This is a genomic window from Roseibium sp., assembly GCF_965232425.1.
Lineage (GTDB): Bacteria > Pseudomonadota > Alphaproteobacteria > Rhizobiales > Stappiaceae > Roseibium.
In genome coordinates this window covers 2,875,149-2,892,348 of the sequence record NZ_OZ246971.1, presented here as the reverse complement: position 1 = coordinate 2,892,348, position 17,200 = coordinate 2,875,149, and the positions used below count along the sequence as shown (strand labels likewise).

General features: G+C 61.7%; 16 protein-coding genes and 1 tRNA gene. 11 read left to right on the top strand and 6 right to left on the bottom strand.

Annotation, left to right across the window (positions count from 1 at the left end; translation table 11 throughout):
- Positions 1–40 precede the first annotated feature (40 nt).
- The 5 genes from ACO08A_RS13330 to ACO08A_RS13310 all read left to right on the top strand — a co-directional run bounded on the left by ACO08A_RS13330 (position 41) and on the right by ACO08A_RS13310 (position 3,003).
- Positions 41–796 (top strand): class II aldolase and adducin N-terminal domain-containing protein, encoded by a 756-nt coding sequence (locus tag ACO08A_RS13330; protein ID WP_422041505.1) that lies wholly within the window; start codon positions 41–43, stop codon positions 794–796.
- 3 nt (positions 797–799) lie between these two features.
- Positions 800–1,828, top strand: coding sequence for a fatty acid desaturase (locus ACO08A_RS13325; protein WP_422041504.1), 1,029 nt, complete (start codon positions 800–802; stop codon positions 1,826–1,828).
- 88 nt (positions 1,829–1,916) lie between these two features.
- Positions 1,917–2,228, top strand: coding sequence for a non-heme iron oxygenase ferredoxin subunit (locus ACO08A_RS13320; RefSeq protein ID WP_422041503.1), 312 nt, complete (start codon positions 1,917–1,919; stop codon positions 2,226–2,228).
- A 150-nt stretch (positions 2,229–2,378) separates the two neighbouring features.
- Positions 2,379–2,723 (top strand): hypothetical protein, encoded by a 345-nt coding sequence (locus ACO08A_RS13315; protein ID WP_422041502.1) that lies wholly within the window; start codon positions 2,379–2,381, stop codon positions 2,721–2,723.
- A gap of 61 nt (positions 2,724–2,784) precedes the next feature.
- Complete coding sequence (locus ACO08A_RS13310) at positions 2,785–3,003, top strand: tautomerase family protein (RefSeq protein ID WP_422041501.1); 219 nt, start codon at positions 2,785–2,787, stop codon at positions 3,001–3,003.
- A 145-nt stretch (positions 3,004–3,148) separates the two neighbouring features.
- On the opposite strand, the gene ACO08A_RS13305 is transcribed toward ACO08A_RS13310, so the two are convergent.
- Positions 3,149–4,549 carry a hypothetical protein gene (locus ACO08A_RS13305; protein ID WP_422041500.1) on the bottom strand — a complete coding sequence of 467 codons (1,401 nt, stop codon included), beginning with the start codon at positions 4,547–4,549 and terminating at the stop codon, positions 3,149–3,151.
- A 253-nt stretch (positions 4,550–4,802) separates the two neighbouring features.
- Between ACO08A_RS13305 and ACO08A_RS13300 the strand changes: the two genes are divergently transcribed.
- The 3 genes from ACO08A_RS13300 (at position 4,803) to ACO08A_RS13290 (ending at position 8,085) form a co-directional block, all read left to right on the top strand.
- Positions 4,803–5,780, top strand: a complete 978-nt coding sequence (locus ACO08A_RS13300; protein ID WP_422041499.1) for a sterol desaturase family protein — start codon at positions 4,803–4,805, stop codon at positions 5,778–5,780.
- A 347-nt stretch (positions 5,781–6,127) separates the two neighbouring features.
- Complete coding sequence (locus ACO08A_RS13295) at positions 6,128–7,120, top strand: hypothetical protein (protein ID WP_422041498.1); 993 nt, start codon at positions 6,128–6,130, stop codon at positions 7,118–7,120.
- A 332-nt stretch (positions 7,121–7,452) separates the two neighbouring features.
- Entirely contained in the window at positions 7,453–8,085 is a 633-nt protein-coding gene (locus ACO08A_RS13290) for a hypothetical protein (protein ID WP_422041497.1), read from the top strand.
- Between the two features lie 196 nt (positions 8,086–8,281).
- On the opposite strand, the gene ACO08A_RS13285 is transcribed toward ACO08A_RS13290, so the two are convergent.
- The 5 genes from ACO08A_RS13285 to hemC form a co-directional block, all read right to left on the bottom strand.
- Positions 8,282–8,357, bottom strand: a tRNA-Thr gene (locus ACO08A_RS13285).
- A gap of 185 nt (positions 8,358–8,542) precedes the next feature.
- Positions 8,543–10,531: a heme biosynthesis protein HemY gene (locus tag ACO08A_RS13280; protein WP_422041496.1), complete on the bottom strand. Its 1,989-nt coding sequence runs from the start codon at positions 10,529–10,531 to the stop codon at positions 8,543–8,545.
- A 78-nt stretch (positions 10,532–10,609) separates the two neighbouring features.
- Entirely contained in the window at positions 10,610–12,574 is a 1,965-nt protein-coding gene (locus ACO08A_RS13275; RefSeq protein WP_422041495.1) for a hypothetical protein, read from the bottom strand.
- A gap of 110 nt (positions 12,575–12,684) precedes the next feature.
- Positions 12,685–13,401: a uroporphyrinogen-III synthase gene (locus tag ACO08A_RS13270; RefSeq protein ID WP_422041494.1), complete on the bottom strand. Its 717-nt coding sequence runs from the start codon at positions 13,399–13,401 to the stop codon at positions 12,685–12,687.
- Positions 13,402–13,408: 7 nt separating this feature from the next.
- Positions 13,409–14,332, bottom strand: coding sequence for a hydroxymethylbilane synthase (gene hemC, locus ACO08A_RS13265; RefSeq protein ID WP_422041493.1), 924 nt, complete (start codon positions 14,330–14,332; stop codon positions 13,409–13,411).
- 108 nt (positions 14,333–14,440) lie between these two features.
- Here hemC and tsaD point away from each other — a divergent pair, with 108 nt between their 5' ends.
- The 3 genes from tsaD (at position 14,441) to ACO08A_RS13250 (ending at position 17,189) form a co-directional block, all read left to right on the top strand.
- Positions 14,441–15,547: a tRNA (adenosine(37)-N6)-threonylcarbamoyltransferase complex transferase subunit TsaD gene (tsaD, locus tag ACO08A_RS13260; RefSeq protein WP_422041492.1), complete on the top strand. Its 1,107-nt coding sequence runs from the start codon at positions 14,441–14,443 to the stop codon at positions 15,545–15,547.
- 144 nt (positions 15,548–15,691) lie between these two features.
- Complete coding sequence (locus ACO08A_RS13255) at positions 15,692–16,195, top strand: NUDIX hydrolase (RefSeq protein ID WP_422041491.1); 504 nt, start codon at positions 15,692–15,694, stop codon at positions 16,193–16,195.
- Positions 16,182–17,189: an NAD(P)H-dependent glycerol-3-phosphate dehydrogenase gene (locus tag ACO08A_RS13250; protein WP_422041490.1), complete on the top strand. Its 1,008-nt coding sequence runs from the start codon at positions 16,182–16,184 to the stop codon at positions 17,187–17,189. Before ACO08A_RS13255 ends, ACO08A_RS13250 begins: the two co-directional genes overlap by 14 nt.
- Positions 17,190–17,200: the final 11 nt, after the last annotated feature.

The following is a 17,200-nucleotide window of genomic DNA, read 5'->3' as shown; positions in this document are numbered from 1 at the left end:
GGCCCTGCGAGGATCGGAAAACTTGTGAAGGAGAGGGTGAATGTTGAAGCTCGCAGAAAACGCGAATATGAGCCACTGGCAGGAACGCGTGGACATGGCGGCCGCGTTTCGCTGGACGGCCCGGCTGAACCTGCATGAAGCCGTCGCGAACCACTTCAGCCTGGCCGTCAACGACGACGGAACGCAGTTCCTGATGAACGCCAACCAGCAGCATTTCAGCCGCATCAAGGCGTCCGACCTTTTGCTTCTGGACGCGAACGACCCGGAGACGATGGAAGCGCCCAATGCGCCCGATCCGACCGCCTGGGGCCTGCACGGCTCCATTCACAGGCTTTGCCCGCATGCCCGCTGCGTCATGCATGTGCATTCAATCCATGCGACGGTGCTTGCCTGCCTGAAAGACAGCACCCTGCCCCCGCTCGACCAGAATGCGGCGACATTTTACGGCCGTCAGGTGGTCGACGAAGGTTATGGCGGTCTCGCCTTCGAAGATGAAGGTGCGCGGTGCGCCTCCCTGCTGACCGACCCCAAGGTCAAGACCATGATCATGGGCAATCACGGCGTCCTGGTCATCGGCGACACGGTCGCCGATACGTTCAACCGCCTCTACTATTTCGAACGCGCCGCGGAAACCTATATCCGTGCCCTGCAGACCGGCCAGCCGCTGCGCATCATGCCGCACGACGTCGCCGAAAAGACGGCACAGGAACTGGAAGACTATCCGGGACAGGCCGATCAGCATCTCAACGAACTGAAGGCCATTCTCGACGACGAGAAATCCGACTACGCGAGCTGAAGAATGCCCGACTACGTTCCGACAAACGCCGCCTCTTCAGGTGTGAAACTCGACAAGAAAACCCTGAAGGCCATCGCGGCCCGGTCCGACCGGCCCGGTCTCGTCTATCTGGCCCAGTGGGGCTTCGGCCTGCTGATCACCGGTTCTCTCGTCTGGTGGTCTGTCGGCACGGTCTGGATGTGGCCTGCCATGCTCGTGCACGGGATCCTGCTAAGCGTTCCAAGCTACGCGATAAGCCACGAAACGGCTCACGGGACCGCGTTCCGCACAAGGTGGCTGAACGAAGCTGTGCTGTGGGTCACGTCGCTGATCTACATGGAAGAGCCGCTGCACCGGCGCTACACGCACACCAACCACCACACCCATACCTGGCATGTCGGCAAGGACAGCCAGATGCCCTTCGACACGCCGATGGGCTTCGGTGGCTGGATGGCGGAGATTACCGGTTTTGCGCTGTTGCGTTTCCATCTGTCGGTGTTTCTCGGTCTTGCGCTCAGGCGCTACACGCCGGTGATGGTCTCCGTGGCACCGGAAAGCGAGTTTCCCAAAATGACCCGCAACGCCCGGATCATGCTGGCGATCTATGCGGCGATCCTCGCGGCTCCTTTTTTCGGGATCTGGTGGCCCGTCTGGCTGCTGGTTGTTCCACGCATTCTCGGCGCGCCGGTCATGTTGCTGTTCACGCTTATCCAGCACGTCGAACTTCAGGAAAACGCGCCGTCGATCCTGGAAAGCACGCGCTCGTTCCGCGGCAGCCCGGTCGCGAATTTCCTCTACATGAACATGAACAATCACGTTGAGCATCATCTCTACCCGCAGGTTCCATTCCACGGCCTGCCGGCCTTGTCGGAAGCGGTCAGGAACCAGTTGCCGGAACCGGATCCGGGCTTTTTCCGGACCAACTGGGAGGTGTTTCTGGTCGCACTGCGCCGCTCCATGGGCCTGTCGACAAAAGCCATGAGCATACGCCAGGCGCCGCACATGATCACCGAAGGCGGACCGGTGCGCCGCATCGCCGAGCGCACGATGTGAGAACGTTCGTTCCTCGCACCCCGCTTGTACGTCTGCCTTGCGACCTCCAGCCCGTTGCGACTCGAGACTCATTTGACAAGGAGATCCGATGACGACCTGGGTTGACGCCTGCGCCACGGACGATATCGACGAAAACGACCTCATCGCCTGGCACCACGACGGCCACCGCTACGCGATCTACAACACCGACAAGGGCTTCTTCGCAACGGACCTGATGTGCACGCACGAGGAAGAAAGCCTCGAGGAAGGCCTCGTGATGGACTGCATCATCGAGTGCCCGCTCCATGGCGGCCGCTTCGACATCCGCACCGGAGAAGCGCTGTCTGCGCCGGTCAGCATCGACCTGAAAACCTATCCGGTGAAAGTGGCAGGCGGGCGCGTGCTCGTGGCCCTGGGTTGACAGTCCGGGCCTAGGGAACAGACCCGCACGGCGCAGCACGATTACAGAGCGTACGTAACGTAATCTGGATCACAGCCCCGCGCCGCTCACGCTTCTATCGTCCTTGCAGATCGCAACGGCACAAGGTGCCCGGATACGAGGAACAAGGACATGGAAGTACTGAAAAACCCGCCTTTCATAACGTCTCATCAGGTGAGCGGTTCCAACGCGGACGCGCCGTCGGATCAGGACACGTTCCAGTTCCGCGAGCAGCCGACGAGCAGCGCAGGCGACCACGACGACTGGATCCCGATCGAAACCATGAGCCCGCCGATTCATGGTCCCGGACGGTCTGCTGCAGAAGGGGGCCACACCACCTGGATCCCGATAGAGACCATCAACCAGTCGCCCCACAAGCCCGGACAATCCGGAGGCCAGGAGGACCAGCCCGGCACGCCGATTTTCGAGCTCGGTCAGGACGGCCCGATCATATTCGACGATTATTCCTTCTTTTGATTGCCGAACAGGACAGCAGGTCATCATACTGTCGGCCTCCGACCAAGACCGGGAGGCTCACATGCCGTCAATCGAAATTCAGGTAGTGGAGGGCGTCTTTTCCGACGAAGAGAAAAGACGGATCATCGAGGATGTAACAGACGCCTTTGCAGGTGTCGCCGGCCAGACGATAAGGGCCGGCACCTCCGTGCGCATACAGGAAATCCGCAGCGGTTCGTGGGGCTACGCCGGCAAGCAGATCACGACCGAGGTCGCCCTGGAAATGAAGAACAGGGGCTGAGGCCTTTTTAGCGGGAAACCGGGAAAACCGCGTGCCGCACCCGAACGCCGCCCGTCCTTTATGGCCCCCCACGACTGCGAAGCTGTCTGCGCACCCGGAAGGGGTCAGCCAGACCGGTGAAGGCAGGCCAATTCAAGGTAAGACGCTATCTCTTGAAAGCCGATTTCAGTTTTTCCTTCAAGGCATGTGCGCGTCCTGATGAGGACTTCAGCGCGGACGGATCACGGCGCAGCATCAGATCGATTTCCCACATGATCCTCTGTGGGGCCTTGTGAATGCGCTGATCCAGGAAATGCTCACCCTTGAAGCGCGATCCGGTTCTCGTGTATCCGACAAGAATGAACGGAGCCTCGCGCTGACAGCGATTGGCCTGTTCATAGAGGTATTCCAGGCGCCGCCGTTCCTTTTCGACGCGATCCATCCACTGCCCTTCAAGCTGGCCATTGGCCATCATGGCAAGAAGTGTGCTGGTCTCGGCCTCGGTGATCAGATAGGTACCGAGGATCGGTGCCGCTTCCAGGATCGTTTCGTTGTCGAATACCCTCTGGCGCAGCAGTTTGTTGGCCTTGGTGTATTCCCGGTAGTCACGGATCACCAGGAACAACACCTGGATCAGAGTGACTGCCGCCTTGCTGATGCCAATCGCGGGCCCGGTAGCCGCGCCGAGGTCGACAAAGAGCCCGGCCGTCTGGGCGCCGCCGGCCGTCAGATTGGTACCCGACATGATCATGTACTGCGTGCGCTTGCGCTCAATGAGCCGCTGGACGGCATCAACCGACTGCATCGGCTGACCCGGTGCAATCAGTTTTGCGCTCACCTTTCCGACCTTGTTGGCATCATACCAGCGCATCGCGCCCTTGATGCCGTTGGTGGCGCCCTTGCCGAGGTTGGTGATAGCACCCAGGAGCGGCATGCATCCGAGTATTTCGGTGGCAATCTCGGCACCGCCCTCCACAGCCACGGCATCCAGAATCCCACCCGATTTGAGGATCTGCGTAATTTCGGTGATGATTTCCTGCTGGACCGGCGACGGTTCACCGTTATATCCGGTCTCAAAGGTCGGATCGAACTTGCTGCTGTCCGTCATGGCAAGCGTGATGCTCTCCTCGATGCCGGTCATGATCAGCTCGCGGACCGAGGTCTTGGCCATACCATCGCCGCCTTTTTTGAAGGCCTTCCAGAAACCGCCCTGTTTCGCGCGATGGGTTCCCATCTGTATGCCGGAAGCCGGTCCGCGCCGCGGCTCCGCCTTGACGAAACTCGCCCCCCTGTGCCCACCGGCGGTCACGGGTCCGCGTGCCGTAGTCGGACGCGCGCCGCTCCAGGTCGATTTGGACGGCTCCGTGCGGCCGTGTTTTTCCTCGAACGCATCCAGTTCGCCGCCAAGCGACTGTTTTGCCGCCTTGAGCATCTCCTTGTATTTGGCCTTTGACCCGGGACGCCACTTAAGGTGGGTGTTGTTGAGCACCCGCGCGCTCAGACTGTTTGCCGCCTCAACGACGACCTCGCGCATCACTTCCATATCGGCATGAGACATTTCATTCATGGACAACCAATCCTGACGTTAGGGCACAATCTTGAGCAGACTAGAGAGTCGTACCGGGCCGTCAAGCGGAATGGAAACAGGTGCGGTCTGCGCACGGCCCGCCTGCTGCCGGCATCACATCGTTGAAATGCCGTGGGAATTTCAAACAGGTGACGCAGGGACCCGGCGGGCCGGTCAATGCTGTCCTGTCAATCCGTTTGGCACCACGCGTGCTGTGTGCCACTCTCTCTTCAACCGAACGGAGCGGGACGTCATGCCGGATGACAAGTTGAAGGGATGGAACTATCTGCCTGACGTGCCGCTGAAGACCTCACCCTTTTTCACATGGCCGTTGAACCCGGTCGAGATGGTGAAATGGCTCTGGAATTCGTGGTTCCTGATCACCGAGAAGCTGATCATCGTCGGCATAGCCTTCGCCTGCTATGTCTGGTTTCAGCCGCCTCTTGAAGACATGAGGACGCTTGAACCCGGCTGGATCGCGCAGATCTACATGCGCAACATCCTGCTGACCCTGATCGTCGCCGGATCGCTGCATCTCTGGTTCTATACATTTTCGGCACAGGGCCGGAAACTGAAGTTCGACCCGCGCCCGCTGATGATCGACGGCAGGCAGTTCACACTTGGCGGGCAGGTGCGCGACAACATGGTCTGGACGCTCGGAAGCGGCGTCCTGATCTGGACGGCCTTCGAAGCAATCTGCTTCTGGGCGCTGGCCAACGGTGACATGAAACTGATCACCTTCGAGGCCGATCCGGTCTGGTTCGTTGCGATCTTCTTCCTGATCCCCGTCTGGGAGAGCTTCTATTTCTACCTCATCCACCGGCTGCTTCACGTGCCGTTTCTCTACCGGCACGTCCATTCCCTGCACCACCGCAACATCAATGTCGGTCCCTGGTCCGGCATGTCCATGCACCCGGTGGAACAGGCCATCTTTCTCGGATCGGTGTTCATCCACTTTCTGATCGGCGCTCATCCAGTGCATATCCTGTTCCACCTCCAGTATTATTTCCTGACCGCGATCACGACCCATACCGGCTTCCAGGGGCTCCTGATCAACGACAGGAACCGCCTCTCGCTCGGAACTTTCCATCACCAGATGCATCACCGCTATTTCGAGTGCAATTACGGCAGCCTGGAGATCCCCTGGGACAAGTGGTTCGGCTCCTTCCACGACGGCACCGCGGAAGCCAACGAGCGCATGCAGGCCCGCCGCCGGAAGATGATGGGTTAACTGGTTTCGTGCCGTCGGACGATCGGCCCGCGTTTCAAGATCGCGACGCCGTTTGAGCAAAGGCAAAAGTTCTGGCGTAAACACACCATTGCCCGCTGCCTCCAGAACCAGCCAAATGCGGGCCGCCATCGCAAAGCACGCGCGGGGCATCGCTGCAAACGTTCCCAAGGGCAGAATTTCCTTGATCACAATCCGACAGCGAGTGAGTGTTTACCAGACCGGTGGGTCGCTTGGGTACGTCCGTTGGCAGCAGCTAGCCGGCTAAAGTGTAAGCTACACCGGATATCCGCATTGACAGGTCATTGTCTCGATGTGACCAAATTGGGCGGGTCAAGCAAGGAGCCGGCATGCCAGACTACCCGAACGACCAAGCACCCGAGCAAAGCTTGCTGGCAAGCAAAAAGGAAGCGTTTTCGGCCGAATTCCCCCCCAGGGTCCAAGACAGTGCGATCAGCAAGATGTGGGATTTGCTTGTTGCCGGCATCAATACGCAGTGGCGCTTCATCCAGGAGAATCCGCGCAGCGCCAAGTCCAGAACCAATCCTGAATATCAGGAATTGGCTGAGCGGTATTCGGAACATCTTTCGGTCATCGCTCCCGGTCGGCCATTCGCGCTCTGGACCGGAGGCATAGCCGTCAGTCTGTACGCCCGCGAAAAACGGAATTGCACGACCCTTGAAAATACGGTTCTGGGCAACGCAATCCACAAAATGAATCTGCACGAAACCTGCGTGCCGTGGGATTGTATTGGACCGTTGTGGAACAGTATCTCGCGAATGTTTGTTGCAAAAATGCAAGGTCAGTCCGTTTATCTCTTCATGAGGACCCATGCTCCGCTCAGTATTTTTTATCGGCAGGAATTGACGCAGCTGGCAGCTTTACCGGCGATTCCAAGGACACCGGCCGACAACAGCCTCAACGCCGGGGCAACGATGCAGGAACTCATAACAAGGTTGAACCGTCTGAAACCCAATGGAAGCTCATCCCTCGGGCTTTACTTCGTCGCGCTATACGCCGAGCGAAACAATCCGACACCGGACGAATTCAGGGAAATCGATGCGTCCGGTCATCTCGTTGCACGGCACAATTTTAACAGGGAGCGAGATGCGGTCGCAGCTATCAAGCGGTTTCACGTGTTCAAAATAATGGAAAGCGACAGGGTTTATCGGGAGCTTGCCGGCAAGCGGGACGTTCGTGACATGAAACTGTTCGCAGCGAACGACGGCGTCTGGCAAGGGATCGATCCCAAGCCGGAGTGGTGGGACGAACTGGCCAGAGCATGGCAGCGCGCACAGGCGGCCTCCAACTCTGTGGCAGCCTCCGAGATGAAGCTGGATTGATATCGGCACAAAAGGCTCTCAAACAAGCGTCGCTTTTGAACGCCCCGCCGCTCATCGACTGATGGTCAACATGGCCCCATCCGGCGGTGGGATGGAAAGCGTTTTCAAAATGCAGCCCGGTTCGCATTCTGAAACATGAACTTTGCATAACCAGACCAATTCCGCCGCCTTCGCTCCACCAGACCACCCTTTTGAGATGGCACCGATGTTGCCACGGAACGAGGGCAACCACTTGTTACAGCAAGGGTGCCGGCGCTTCAGGGTCCTTGCACACAACATCTCTGAGCGCAGATGCAACAGCGTTTTCATCGTGTGCGAGAGGGATATTTTAGATGTTCAAGAAATTCATCGGAACCACGCTTGTGGCGATGGTCCTGGCCGGACCGGCGCACGCCCTGACCATGGGCTACACCGAAGGCTCGCGGGATCTTGTCGACGGCACGCAAAAACTGGGTGATGCCTCGTCCAGCCCCCTGGGGTCCAATCTTGGAGCATTGGGTTTCGGCACGTCGGAATACCGTCAGATCGATCTTCATGGCCGGATTGTCGGTGCCACCGACGTATTTTCCTTCAGCGCCACGTCGAACTTTATCGTCGAGTTCATATTCGGTCCGATTTCCGTCAAGAACGGCACGAAGACGGTCGATGGCGGTTTCGTCCAGGAGGGCAGCACCGGAAACAGGTCCGAATTCGTTCTGGAATTGTCGGACACCTCCGACAGCAGGATGTTTCAGACCAACATCCTGTCCGAAGCGGACAACATGGGCACATCGCTCATCTTCAAGGCGATGGCAGGCACGCCTTACACATTCTCGGTTCAGAACGGACCGGACAACAACCCGAGCGGCGCAGCCACCTATGACATCCGGTTGACGGCAGTCCCCATACCGGCAGCACTGCCGCTTCTTGCCGGGGGTCTTGGTATCCTCGGCCTTGCGGGTTGGCGCAGGAAGAAAGCTGCCTGAGGCAGATCCGGAAAAACGGGTCAAGAGGCGGTCCTTCGGGGCCGCCTTTTTCATTTGGCGGCATTGTGCCGGAGGCGTACCAAACGATAGGGCGTCTCGCCCTGAAACGGCAAGGCAGACAATCAGTTCAAACTGAGTGGTGCAGGCTGGAAGTAAAACCTAGAGCAAATCCGCGCTCAAGTAGCGCAGGAAAACATGGTGCCGCTGATAGGACTCGAACCTACGACCCCATCATTACGAATGACGTGCTCTACCAACTGAGCTACAGCGGCGTTTCCCGGTGGCGGGAAGGGCGCGCGTGGTGCGCGCGGGCTCGATCATGATCGAGTGGGCCGCTAATTACCGGAGCTTGAGGCCAGATGCAAGAGGCATATGGCAGGTTCCCGGCAGGACAGCCGAAATTGTTTTCAAAGGTCGCTGGTCACGCCCCTCTGACGGGGCGCGAACAACCGGAACCTCAGTTGAAGAAACGCGGCCGCGCGGCCTTGTCGGCCTTGTCCTTGTCGTCCTCTTCGGTGCCGGGGTCGTCGGGCATGCGCTTCAGCGGGAACTGGATGGGACCGTTGCTTTCCTCGGGCGTTTCCGATGCGGCGGCCTCCGCCTTTTTGTCGCCGTCCGGCTTTGAGCTGCCCGCTTCCGCTTCTACAGGGGCGTCTTTCTTGTCCGCGCCTTTGCCGGCACCACTCTTGTCGTCGTCGCCCTTATCCGCATCCGCCTTGACGGTATCGGCGTCTTCGCCGGATTTTGCAGACGGCTCTGATTTGGACCCTGCCTTTGCCTCGGCCGGCTTCACAGTTTCCTTGGTTTCCGGGCTGCTGGCCGCCTCCGCCTTCGGTGCGGCATCGGGCAGGTTGCTCAGGGAAGGACTGTAGCGAACGTCGTCCGTCGTGCCTTCGAAACCGTGCTTTGCGGTTGCATCTGCTGTAGGGGTGGACGGTGCCGACCCGTCGGTTTCCGGAGCTGCCGCGGCTGCGGTGGCAACGGGCTCCGCCTTGAGTTCCACGGTCTTCGGCGCATCGGCAGCCGCCACCTCTTCGGTGGCATCGTCTGCTGCCGGAACCGGCTCTGGGGACTGCGCGGGAGCCGGATCGGCCGCCGCGACTGCCGCCGGAAGCACGGGCGCTTCGAAAAGGCTGTCCTCGATGAGATCGCCCTCTTCCTCGATCGCGCTGCCGGGAGACGTCCACTGGAAGGCGTCCAGTTTGCCGGTCACCGGTGAAACCGGCTGCCATTCCGCGGAAACAATCCCGTCCGCCACCCAGGCCTTGTCCTGAGGTGCCTTGAGCGCGCGCGCCAGCCAGTCCCGCATGCGGCCCCGGTCGCCATGTTCGGCTTCCTCGACTTCGGCCATGAGCAGGAAGGCGGACCGTGTCGGTTCGGACTGCAGAAGCTTTTTCAGCTGCGCCCGCGCATCTTCGAATTCCCGCGCCTCGATGGCCGCCCGCGCAATCGCCAATGCACCTTCCGGCGTGTTGGTGCGCTGTGCCGACAGGGACTTCACCCGTTTCAGCCTGTCGACCGCCGAGTCACCGGTGCGCACATGCGCATAGGTCTCCGCGAGCTCCGGATGGGGTGACAGGCGCCAGGTGGCTTCCAGCACCTTCGCCGCCTTGCGGATATCGCCGCGGCGCGTCGCCAGACGCGAGGTCAGAACGGCGGCGGGCACGAGGTCGAGCGCCAGGCCGTGGGCTTCCTTGGCCAGCGAGAACGCCCGCTCCGGTTCGCCGCCTTCGAGTTTCTGCGCCAGCGCTGTCAGGATGACGGCTCGCTGACGGCGGTAGCTCTTCTTGTCGACAAGCTTGGCGGCATAATTGCTTTCCAGCGTCTTGAGCGCTTCGTCCCAGTGATGGGCGACGGCCTGGTAGCCGAGAACGGCCTTGCCGGCCCACTCCAGGCCCGGCGACGTCCGGGCCGCTTCTTCCGCATAATGGCGGGCGGCAACCGGTTCTCCCTGGCGTTCCGCCTCGACGAAGAGGCCGTGAAGGCCGAGCGCCTTTGTCTCCGGTTCATCCAGCATCGCCTCGAACCGCTGGCGCGCCTCGTCGTCCTTGCCGGCGAGCTGCGCGGTCTGGGCCAGCAAAAGCTTGGCCGCAGGCTCTTCCGGCAGCAGCTTGTCCGCATCCAGTCCGTAGCGCCGCGCAAGCTTCGCGTTGCCTGTTCCGAGCGCGATCAGGCCGTGGGACAGCGCCGTATAACCCTTGTCCTTGCGGCGGCGGCGGAAAAATCGGCCGGCGATCGCCGGCGACTGCAGGATTGTCCGGATCACCCAGACGACGAGCAGAAAGGCAATGAGCGCGACACCGGCAACGAGGGCGACGACGACCGGCGGCTGTTCCCAGACATATCCGTTCCAGCTGATGGAAATGGTCCCGGGCACATCCGCCAACCAGGCGAAACCGGCGGCCAGGGCAAACAGCAGGAGAAAGAACAAAAAGACGCGGATCATAAAGCTCGCTCCCAAGCGTCGCCGGGCGACTCCGGCTCAAAACAACTACGGCATGGACGGCCGGAACCCGGCCGCCGCTTAACTGTCCTTCGCAGCAAGCGCATTGAGCACTTCCTGTGAAGCCTTTTCCGTCAGCCCGTCCACCTGGACACGGGCCTCGGCACGGGCGACCCACGCGCTTCCGGCCGCCTTCGCGGCGTCGGGAAGGTCCTGATACGCGGCAATCGCCCCGGAAAGGTTCCCATTGGAAACAGCATTTTCCATCCGCCGCAAGGCCGCCTCGGGTCCCGTGCCGTCCGCATCGCCCGGACCGCGCACGGCGACGATGGACCTGGCGCTTGCAAGCAGGCTGTCGAGAACGTCGTCGGAGTGATCCGGTTCCGAGAAGGTCTGGTAGATATTCCGGGCAACCGGCGGGAACTGGGCAATCAGCACCGACACCGGTTCAACCCCGGTCTTGGCATGTGCCTCCAATGCCTTGACGTCGATATCCGCCGGCAGTCCGGCCTTGACCGCCGCGAGTTCGGTTTCGTAGGGACGGCCTGAATCGACCGCCGACTTGAGCGCCGAGACGGACAGGGCGCGCGCGGCAACTTCGCGGGCGGTCGCGTCCCCCATGGTGCCTTCGACCTGCTGCAGCCTTTTCGACAGCGCGTCCAGTTCCGCCCGGATGCTTTCCAGGGCCGCCGTGTTGGCCGCACCGACGGAACTGATGTCGGATGACAGACTGGACAGCGTCTCCGTTGCGCGGGCCTGGCTGTCCGCAAGGGTCTTCAGGGAAACGTCCGATGTCGAGACGGCGGTCTGCGCCGCCTTCGCCGTGGCCTCCGCGTTCTGGAGACGGTTTTCGACATCCGCGAATTGTGTTTTCAGGCCGCCCAGTTCCGTTTCGAGCCCGGAGACCGACCCCGTCAGCTTGTCGGCTTCGCCTGTGGTGGCCGCTGCTTCGGTTTCAAGCTTGGAAAGGCGGTTTTCCAGGGGGCTCAGATCGACGGAGGCCTGCTGCCCGGTCGAACTTTCCAGGGCATCCAGCCTGCTTTCCAGCGGTTTCAGATCGACTGACGCCGCCCCGCTTGCCGCGCCGCCTGCAGACGCGACTTCACTGCGCAGGCTTTCGAAATCCTGTTTCAGGGCCTCGATTGCCGGCGTCACATCCGACGCTGCGGAGGAGGCGGTGCTTTCAAGTGAACTTTCCAGCGCGGACACCTTGGATTCAAGCGCTGTGAGCGCCTGGCCGGCGGACGGGTCCGTCGCGGCCGTGCCGAGTTCGCCGAGCTTCCGCTCAAGATCAGCGATTTTTTGTTCCGCGGCAGACAGGGCACTGGTGACCTGCTGGTCCTGTTCCGGCGTGAGCTTCAGGATCCCGGCCTGGTGAAGACCGAAGCCGCCGCCGAGCACGATGATACCGCCGATCACGGCTGCAATCAGAACGCCGAACGCGCCGACGCCGCCGCTTTCCTCAGGTTCCGGCGGGGTTGAGAAAGACGACCCGGAGGGTTTTGCGGAAGAGGACGCGGTTGACGTCGACCTTGACGATGCGCTCGCACCGGACGAGGCGGAGGCGGACGTTGCGCCAGCGCCGGTCTTGGCGGTGCGCGGCGTGGTCGAGGATGTCGGGGTAGACTTGGCTGTGCCGGATTGCGCAGATGTGCCGGCACCCGGTGTCTTTGCGGAAGACGATGTCCCCGCCGCTGCCGCTGCAGCGGTTCCGGCCGCGGTTTTGCTGCCGGTCGGCGCACTTGTACCAGTGGCAGCCGGTTTCGCGCCCGTTGGTCTCGTGCTGTCCTGTTTGCTGTCTGCCGGTTTCGGGTCAGCCGACGCGGTGGCACCGGTTTTGGGAATGCCCGACGATGGAGAACCCGCGCCCGCGCTGCCGGCCTTCTCATTCACTTTTTCGGCCTTGAGATCGATCGTTACCGGACGCTTCGCGCCGGCTCCAGAGGCTGTGGACGGCTTGTCGCCGCTGCCGGGTTTGTCTGCAGAACCGGATCCGCTTCCGCCTGATGAGGATGCACCGCCAGAAGATTTTTTGTCCGTCGCCATCTGCTCTCCTCCTGAACCTTCCGGTCACACTATACACACCTGATGACGAAGCGGAACTGCCTCGGCACAGACTTTTTCGCGCTGCAAAACAACGACTCCCCCGGATCTGGTTAACACGCTCCTAAGACCAGTTCCAATAATGCCTTTTCACTCGGTTCGTCAGCCGCTTCAACACGCATATACCCAGATAAGGGCTCTGTCGCCTGTTGCGAGATCGCAAAGGCACGTAACCCGGAAAAAACAGGGTCGGGACAGCCTGAACCGAGCAGCTGCAAGAATGTCTCCGCCGTCCGCCGCGAATAAATCAGCACCCCGTCGTAGCCGCCGTCGCACAAGCGGGTGCGGACGTCATCGGCAAGCGCTCCGGCAGCCGCCATCCGGTAGACGACCACGGTTTCGCAGTCGATGCCGTATTCGCGCAGAATAGCCTCGATATCACTGCTCCGGTCCCGTGCGGCTGGATAGAGAACCTTGCCGCCCTCAATCGTCCGGCGTTTTGAGACGACAAGCTCACCGAGCGACGATACGTCGCCGGAAGCCGAAAGGACCCGTTTGAACCCGGCCTCGCGGCACGCGGCCGCCGTCGCATCGCCGACAGTGAAGACGGGCAGGTCTCGCAGCAGCTCCAGTTGCCGGTGTCCGGCAAGGGCATCCAGCGCCCTGCGGCTGGTGAAGATCAGCGCGGAAACGGCCGTCAGGTCCAGTTGAGCCGGTGCCACTGCCTGGAATTCCAGAAGCGGAGCCTCGTCGGCACCATGGCCGGCTGCGCGGATCAGGTCGGCAGTCCGTTTGCACTCCGGTTGCGGCCGTGTCACCAGGAAACGCATGCCTTCATCAACCTGACAGGAAGCCCGGCCCCATGCGCTCCTTGAGGGCCTCGCCGACCGAAACACCTATGGAGACCGCGTTTTCCACCGGTCCGTCTTCCTCGGCCTCGTGGTATGCGCTGCCGTCCGGCTTCAGCACGATACCCCTGAACCTGAGGGTTCTGTCCGCAATGGTTGCGAGCCCCCCGATGGGCGTCCGGCACGATCCGTCGAGAACCCCGAGAAAGGCGCGCTCGGCATCAAGGCGGATCTGCGTTTCCGGATCGTGGATGGGAGCGAGTTTGTCGAGTGTTGCCGTGTCGTCTTCCCGGCTTTCGATGCAGATCGCGCCCTGTCCGACCGCGGGCAGGAAGTCATCGATCCCAAGCATGCTGGTGATCTCGGCCTCAAGCCCGAGCCGCTTCAGACCGGCGGCCGCAAGAAGCGTCGCATCAACGGCGCCATCCGCGAGTTTCTTCAATCGGGTCTGCAGATTGCCGCGATACATCACCACGTCGATGTCGGGTCTCAGCCGCTTGATCATCGCCTGCCGGCGCAGCGAGCTTGAACCGACCACCGCGCCGTGCGGCAGCCCCTCGAGCGACGTCGCCTTGGGAGAGAGAAACGCATCCCGGACATCCTCGCGCGGGAGGAAGGCCGTCAGGGCAAGGCCATCCGGCAGAACCGTCGGCATGTCCTTGGAAGAATGCACGGCGATATCGATGCGCTTGTCGAGCAGGGCTTCCTCGATCTCCTTGGTGAACAGCCCCTTGCCGCCCACTTCGGACAGCGGCCTGTCCTGAATGCGGTCGCCCGATGTCTTGATCACCACGATTTCGAAAGCGTCTTCCCCAAGCCCGTGCGCGGCCTTGAGCCGGTCTCTGGTTTCATGTGCCTGTGCCAGCGCAAGCGCACTGCCCCGGGTTCCGATTCGTAAAGGATTTGATTGCAAGGTTAACCGTCCAGATGTTACGCCCGGCAGAAATCGGCTGGACGCGGGATGAAATTCCGCTCCTGTCATAAGGTCAGGACCCTAGCACAGGCCGTGATCACTAAACCAATGACTTCAGTCAATTCAAATAGCAATGCGACCAATCTGACCGTCCTGGGCATTGAAACCAGCTGCGACGAGACCGCCGCCGCCGTCGTCCGCGGGCCGGCGGCAAGGGAGATCCTGTCCAACACCATTCGCTCGCAGATCGATGAGCACACGGAGTTCGGTGGTGTCGTGCCTGAAATCGCCGCGCGCGCGCATATCGAGATCCTGGACAGGATTGTCGCCGAAGCGATGCGCGAAGCCGGCTGCGACTGGGACGACATAGACGCGGTCGCGGCAACGGCCGGCCCCGGTTTGATCGGTGGTGTGATCGTCGGCTTCATGACGGCCAAGGCAATCGCGATGGCCGCGGGCAAGACACTGATCGGCGTCAACCACCTCGAAGGCCACGCGCTCACGGCACGTCTGACGGATGACCTGGATTTTCCGTTTCTGCTTTTGCTTGTCTCCGGCGGCCACAGCCAGTTTCTGCTGGTGCGCGGTGTCGGCGACTATGTGCGGCTCGGGACGACGATCGACGATGCCATCGGCGAGGCCTTCGACAAGACCGCCAAGCTGCTTGGCCTTCCCTATCCGGGCGGCCCGCATGTCGAAAAAATGGCCGCAAGAGGCGATGCCGGCCGCTTTCGCCTGCCGCGCCCGCTGCTCGACAGGCCTGGCCTGGACATGTCCTTTGCCGGCTTGAAAACCGCGCTGCGCACCCAGGCCAAGAAACTCGAACCGGTGGACGATCAGACGGTTGCCGACCTGTGCGCCGCATTCCAGCAGGCTGTCGCGGATGTCCTCGCCGCACGCACGAAATCGGCCCTCGATCTCTTCCGCACCCGCCATCCCGGCATTGCGCCGGTCATCGTTGTGGCCGGCGGTGTCGCCGCCAACCACGAAATCCGCAAGGCCCTTACCGTTGCTGCCGAGGAGGCTGGCGCCGGGTTTGTCGCACCGCCGATGCGGCTGTGCACCGACAATGCCGCAATGATCGCCTGGGCCGGGATAGAACGGCTGCGCGCCGGTCCCGTCGACGACATGGACCTGTCACCCCGCCCCCGGTGGCCGCTGGATTCGGAACGGGCCGGCATCCTGGGTGCCGGCAAAAAGGGCGCAAAGGCCTGATCGTTTCCGCTGGTCCGCGAATTCTTGCCCCGAACACAAACTTGCCCTTTTGCACGTGCAGGGAGCCTGTTAGATCAACGGATGCTCGGTCGCCATCGACCGAACATTCGAAAACTGATCGGTCTTGGAAAAGCTCCGCGGAGCATGTCCCTCGCAAAGGAATCCGGCGGCATGAACGTCTACCACAAGGCTTACGTTTACCTGACATGCGGCACGGACCTGCTCGTTTTTTCGGAGCCGGACTTCCCGCATGTCGGTTTGCAGGTTCCCGGCGGCACGCTCGATCCGGGAGAAAGCTACCTGCAGGCGGCCCGCCGGGAATTTTGCGAGGAGACCGGACTTTCGTTGGATATCGCGCTCGAATCGTTCGCCGACCAGGATCGGATCCTGAAGAATGTCCCCGATTGCCTCGATGGATTGCATCGGCGGCGGCATTTTCACGGGACCGTTCGGGAAAAGGCTGCCCAAGAGTGGGAACATTTCGAATCCTCTCCGAGCGCAGGCGGCCCGCCGATCCGGTTCCGCCTGTTCTGGATCGACCTGTTCGCAAGCGATGTGACCCAGGAGGCCCGGTTCTTCGAAGGGTTTGGAGCACAGCTTGAGACATTACGGTCGCGCATGGAAAGGCAAAGCGATGGGCGCCATTAGGACAGTCGGTGTTATCGGCGGTGGCGCCTGGGGAACGGCCCTCGCCCTGACGGCAGCCCGTGCGGGGCGCGACGTCCGGCTCTGGGCGCGGGATCCGGAGACGGTCTCCACGATCCGCTCGCGCCGGCAGAACACGCGTTACCTGCCGGGCATTACTTTCGACGAGGATCTCAATGCGACCGGGTCGCTGGAAGACATAGCGGGCGCGGACGCCATTTTGCTCGTCACCCCGGCGCAGACGACACGCGGTGTGCTCGCGGCCCTGAAGAAAACAGGCGCCGTCTCCGGTCCGGTCGTTCTGTGCGCCAAGGGCATCGAGCAAACCTCGGGCAAGCTTCTGTCGCGTGTGATGAACGAGGAGCTGCCGGGTGTCGAACCCGGTGTCCTGTCCGGACCGAGCTTTGCCGACGATGTCGCCCGCGGTCTGCCGACGGCCGTCACGGTGGCCGCGAACTCGGCCAAAACCGCCCTCAGCCTGTGCGAGGCGCTCCAGTCCGCCTGTTTCCGGCCCTATGCCTCGATCGATATCCTGGGCGCCCAGATCGGCGGGTCGCTGAAGAATGTGCTCGCGATCGCCTGCGGGGCCGTCGTCGGCCGCAAGCTCGGCGCAAGTGCCCAGGCAGCGCTGACCGCGCGGGGCTTTGCCGAATTGACCCGGCTGGGCACCGCGATGGGCGCACAGGGCGAAACCCTGACCGGCCTGTCGGGCCTCGGCGATCTCGTGCTGACGTGCTCGTCGACCCAGTCGCGGAATTTTTCATTCGGCCTGAGGCTGGGAGAAGGTTTCATGGCCTCGGAGCTGATTTCCGCCGGCTGCAAGCTTGCGGAAGGCGCCTATTCGGCACGGGTTGCGGTCAAGCTGGCACAGAAACACGGCATCGACGTTCCGATCTGCGAAACGGTCGCGCGGATGATCGATGAAGACCTCTCGATAGACGACGCGCTCAACACCCTGATGGCGCGTCCGCTGAAGGCGGAGACGGAAAGCCTTTGACACCCGCAATC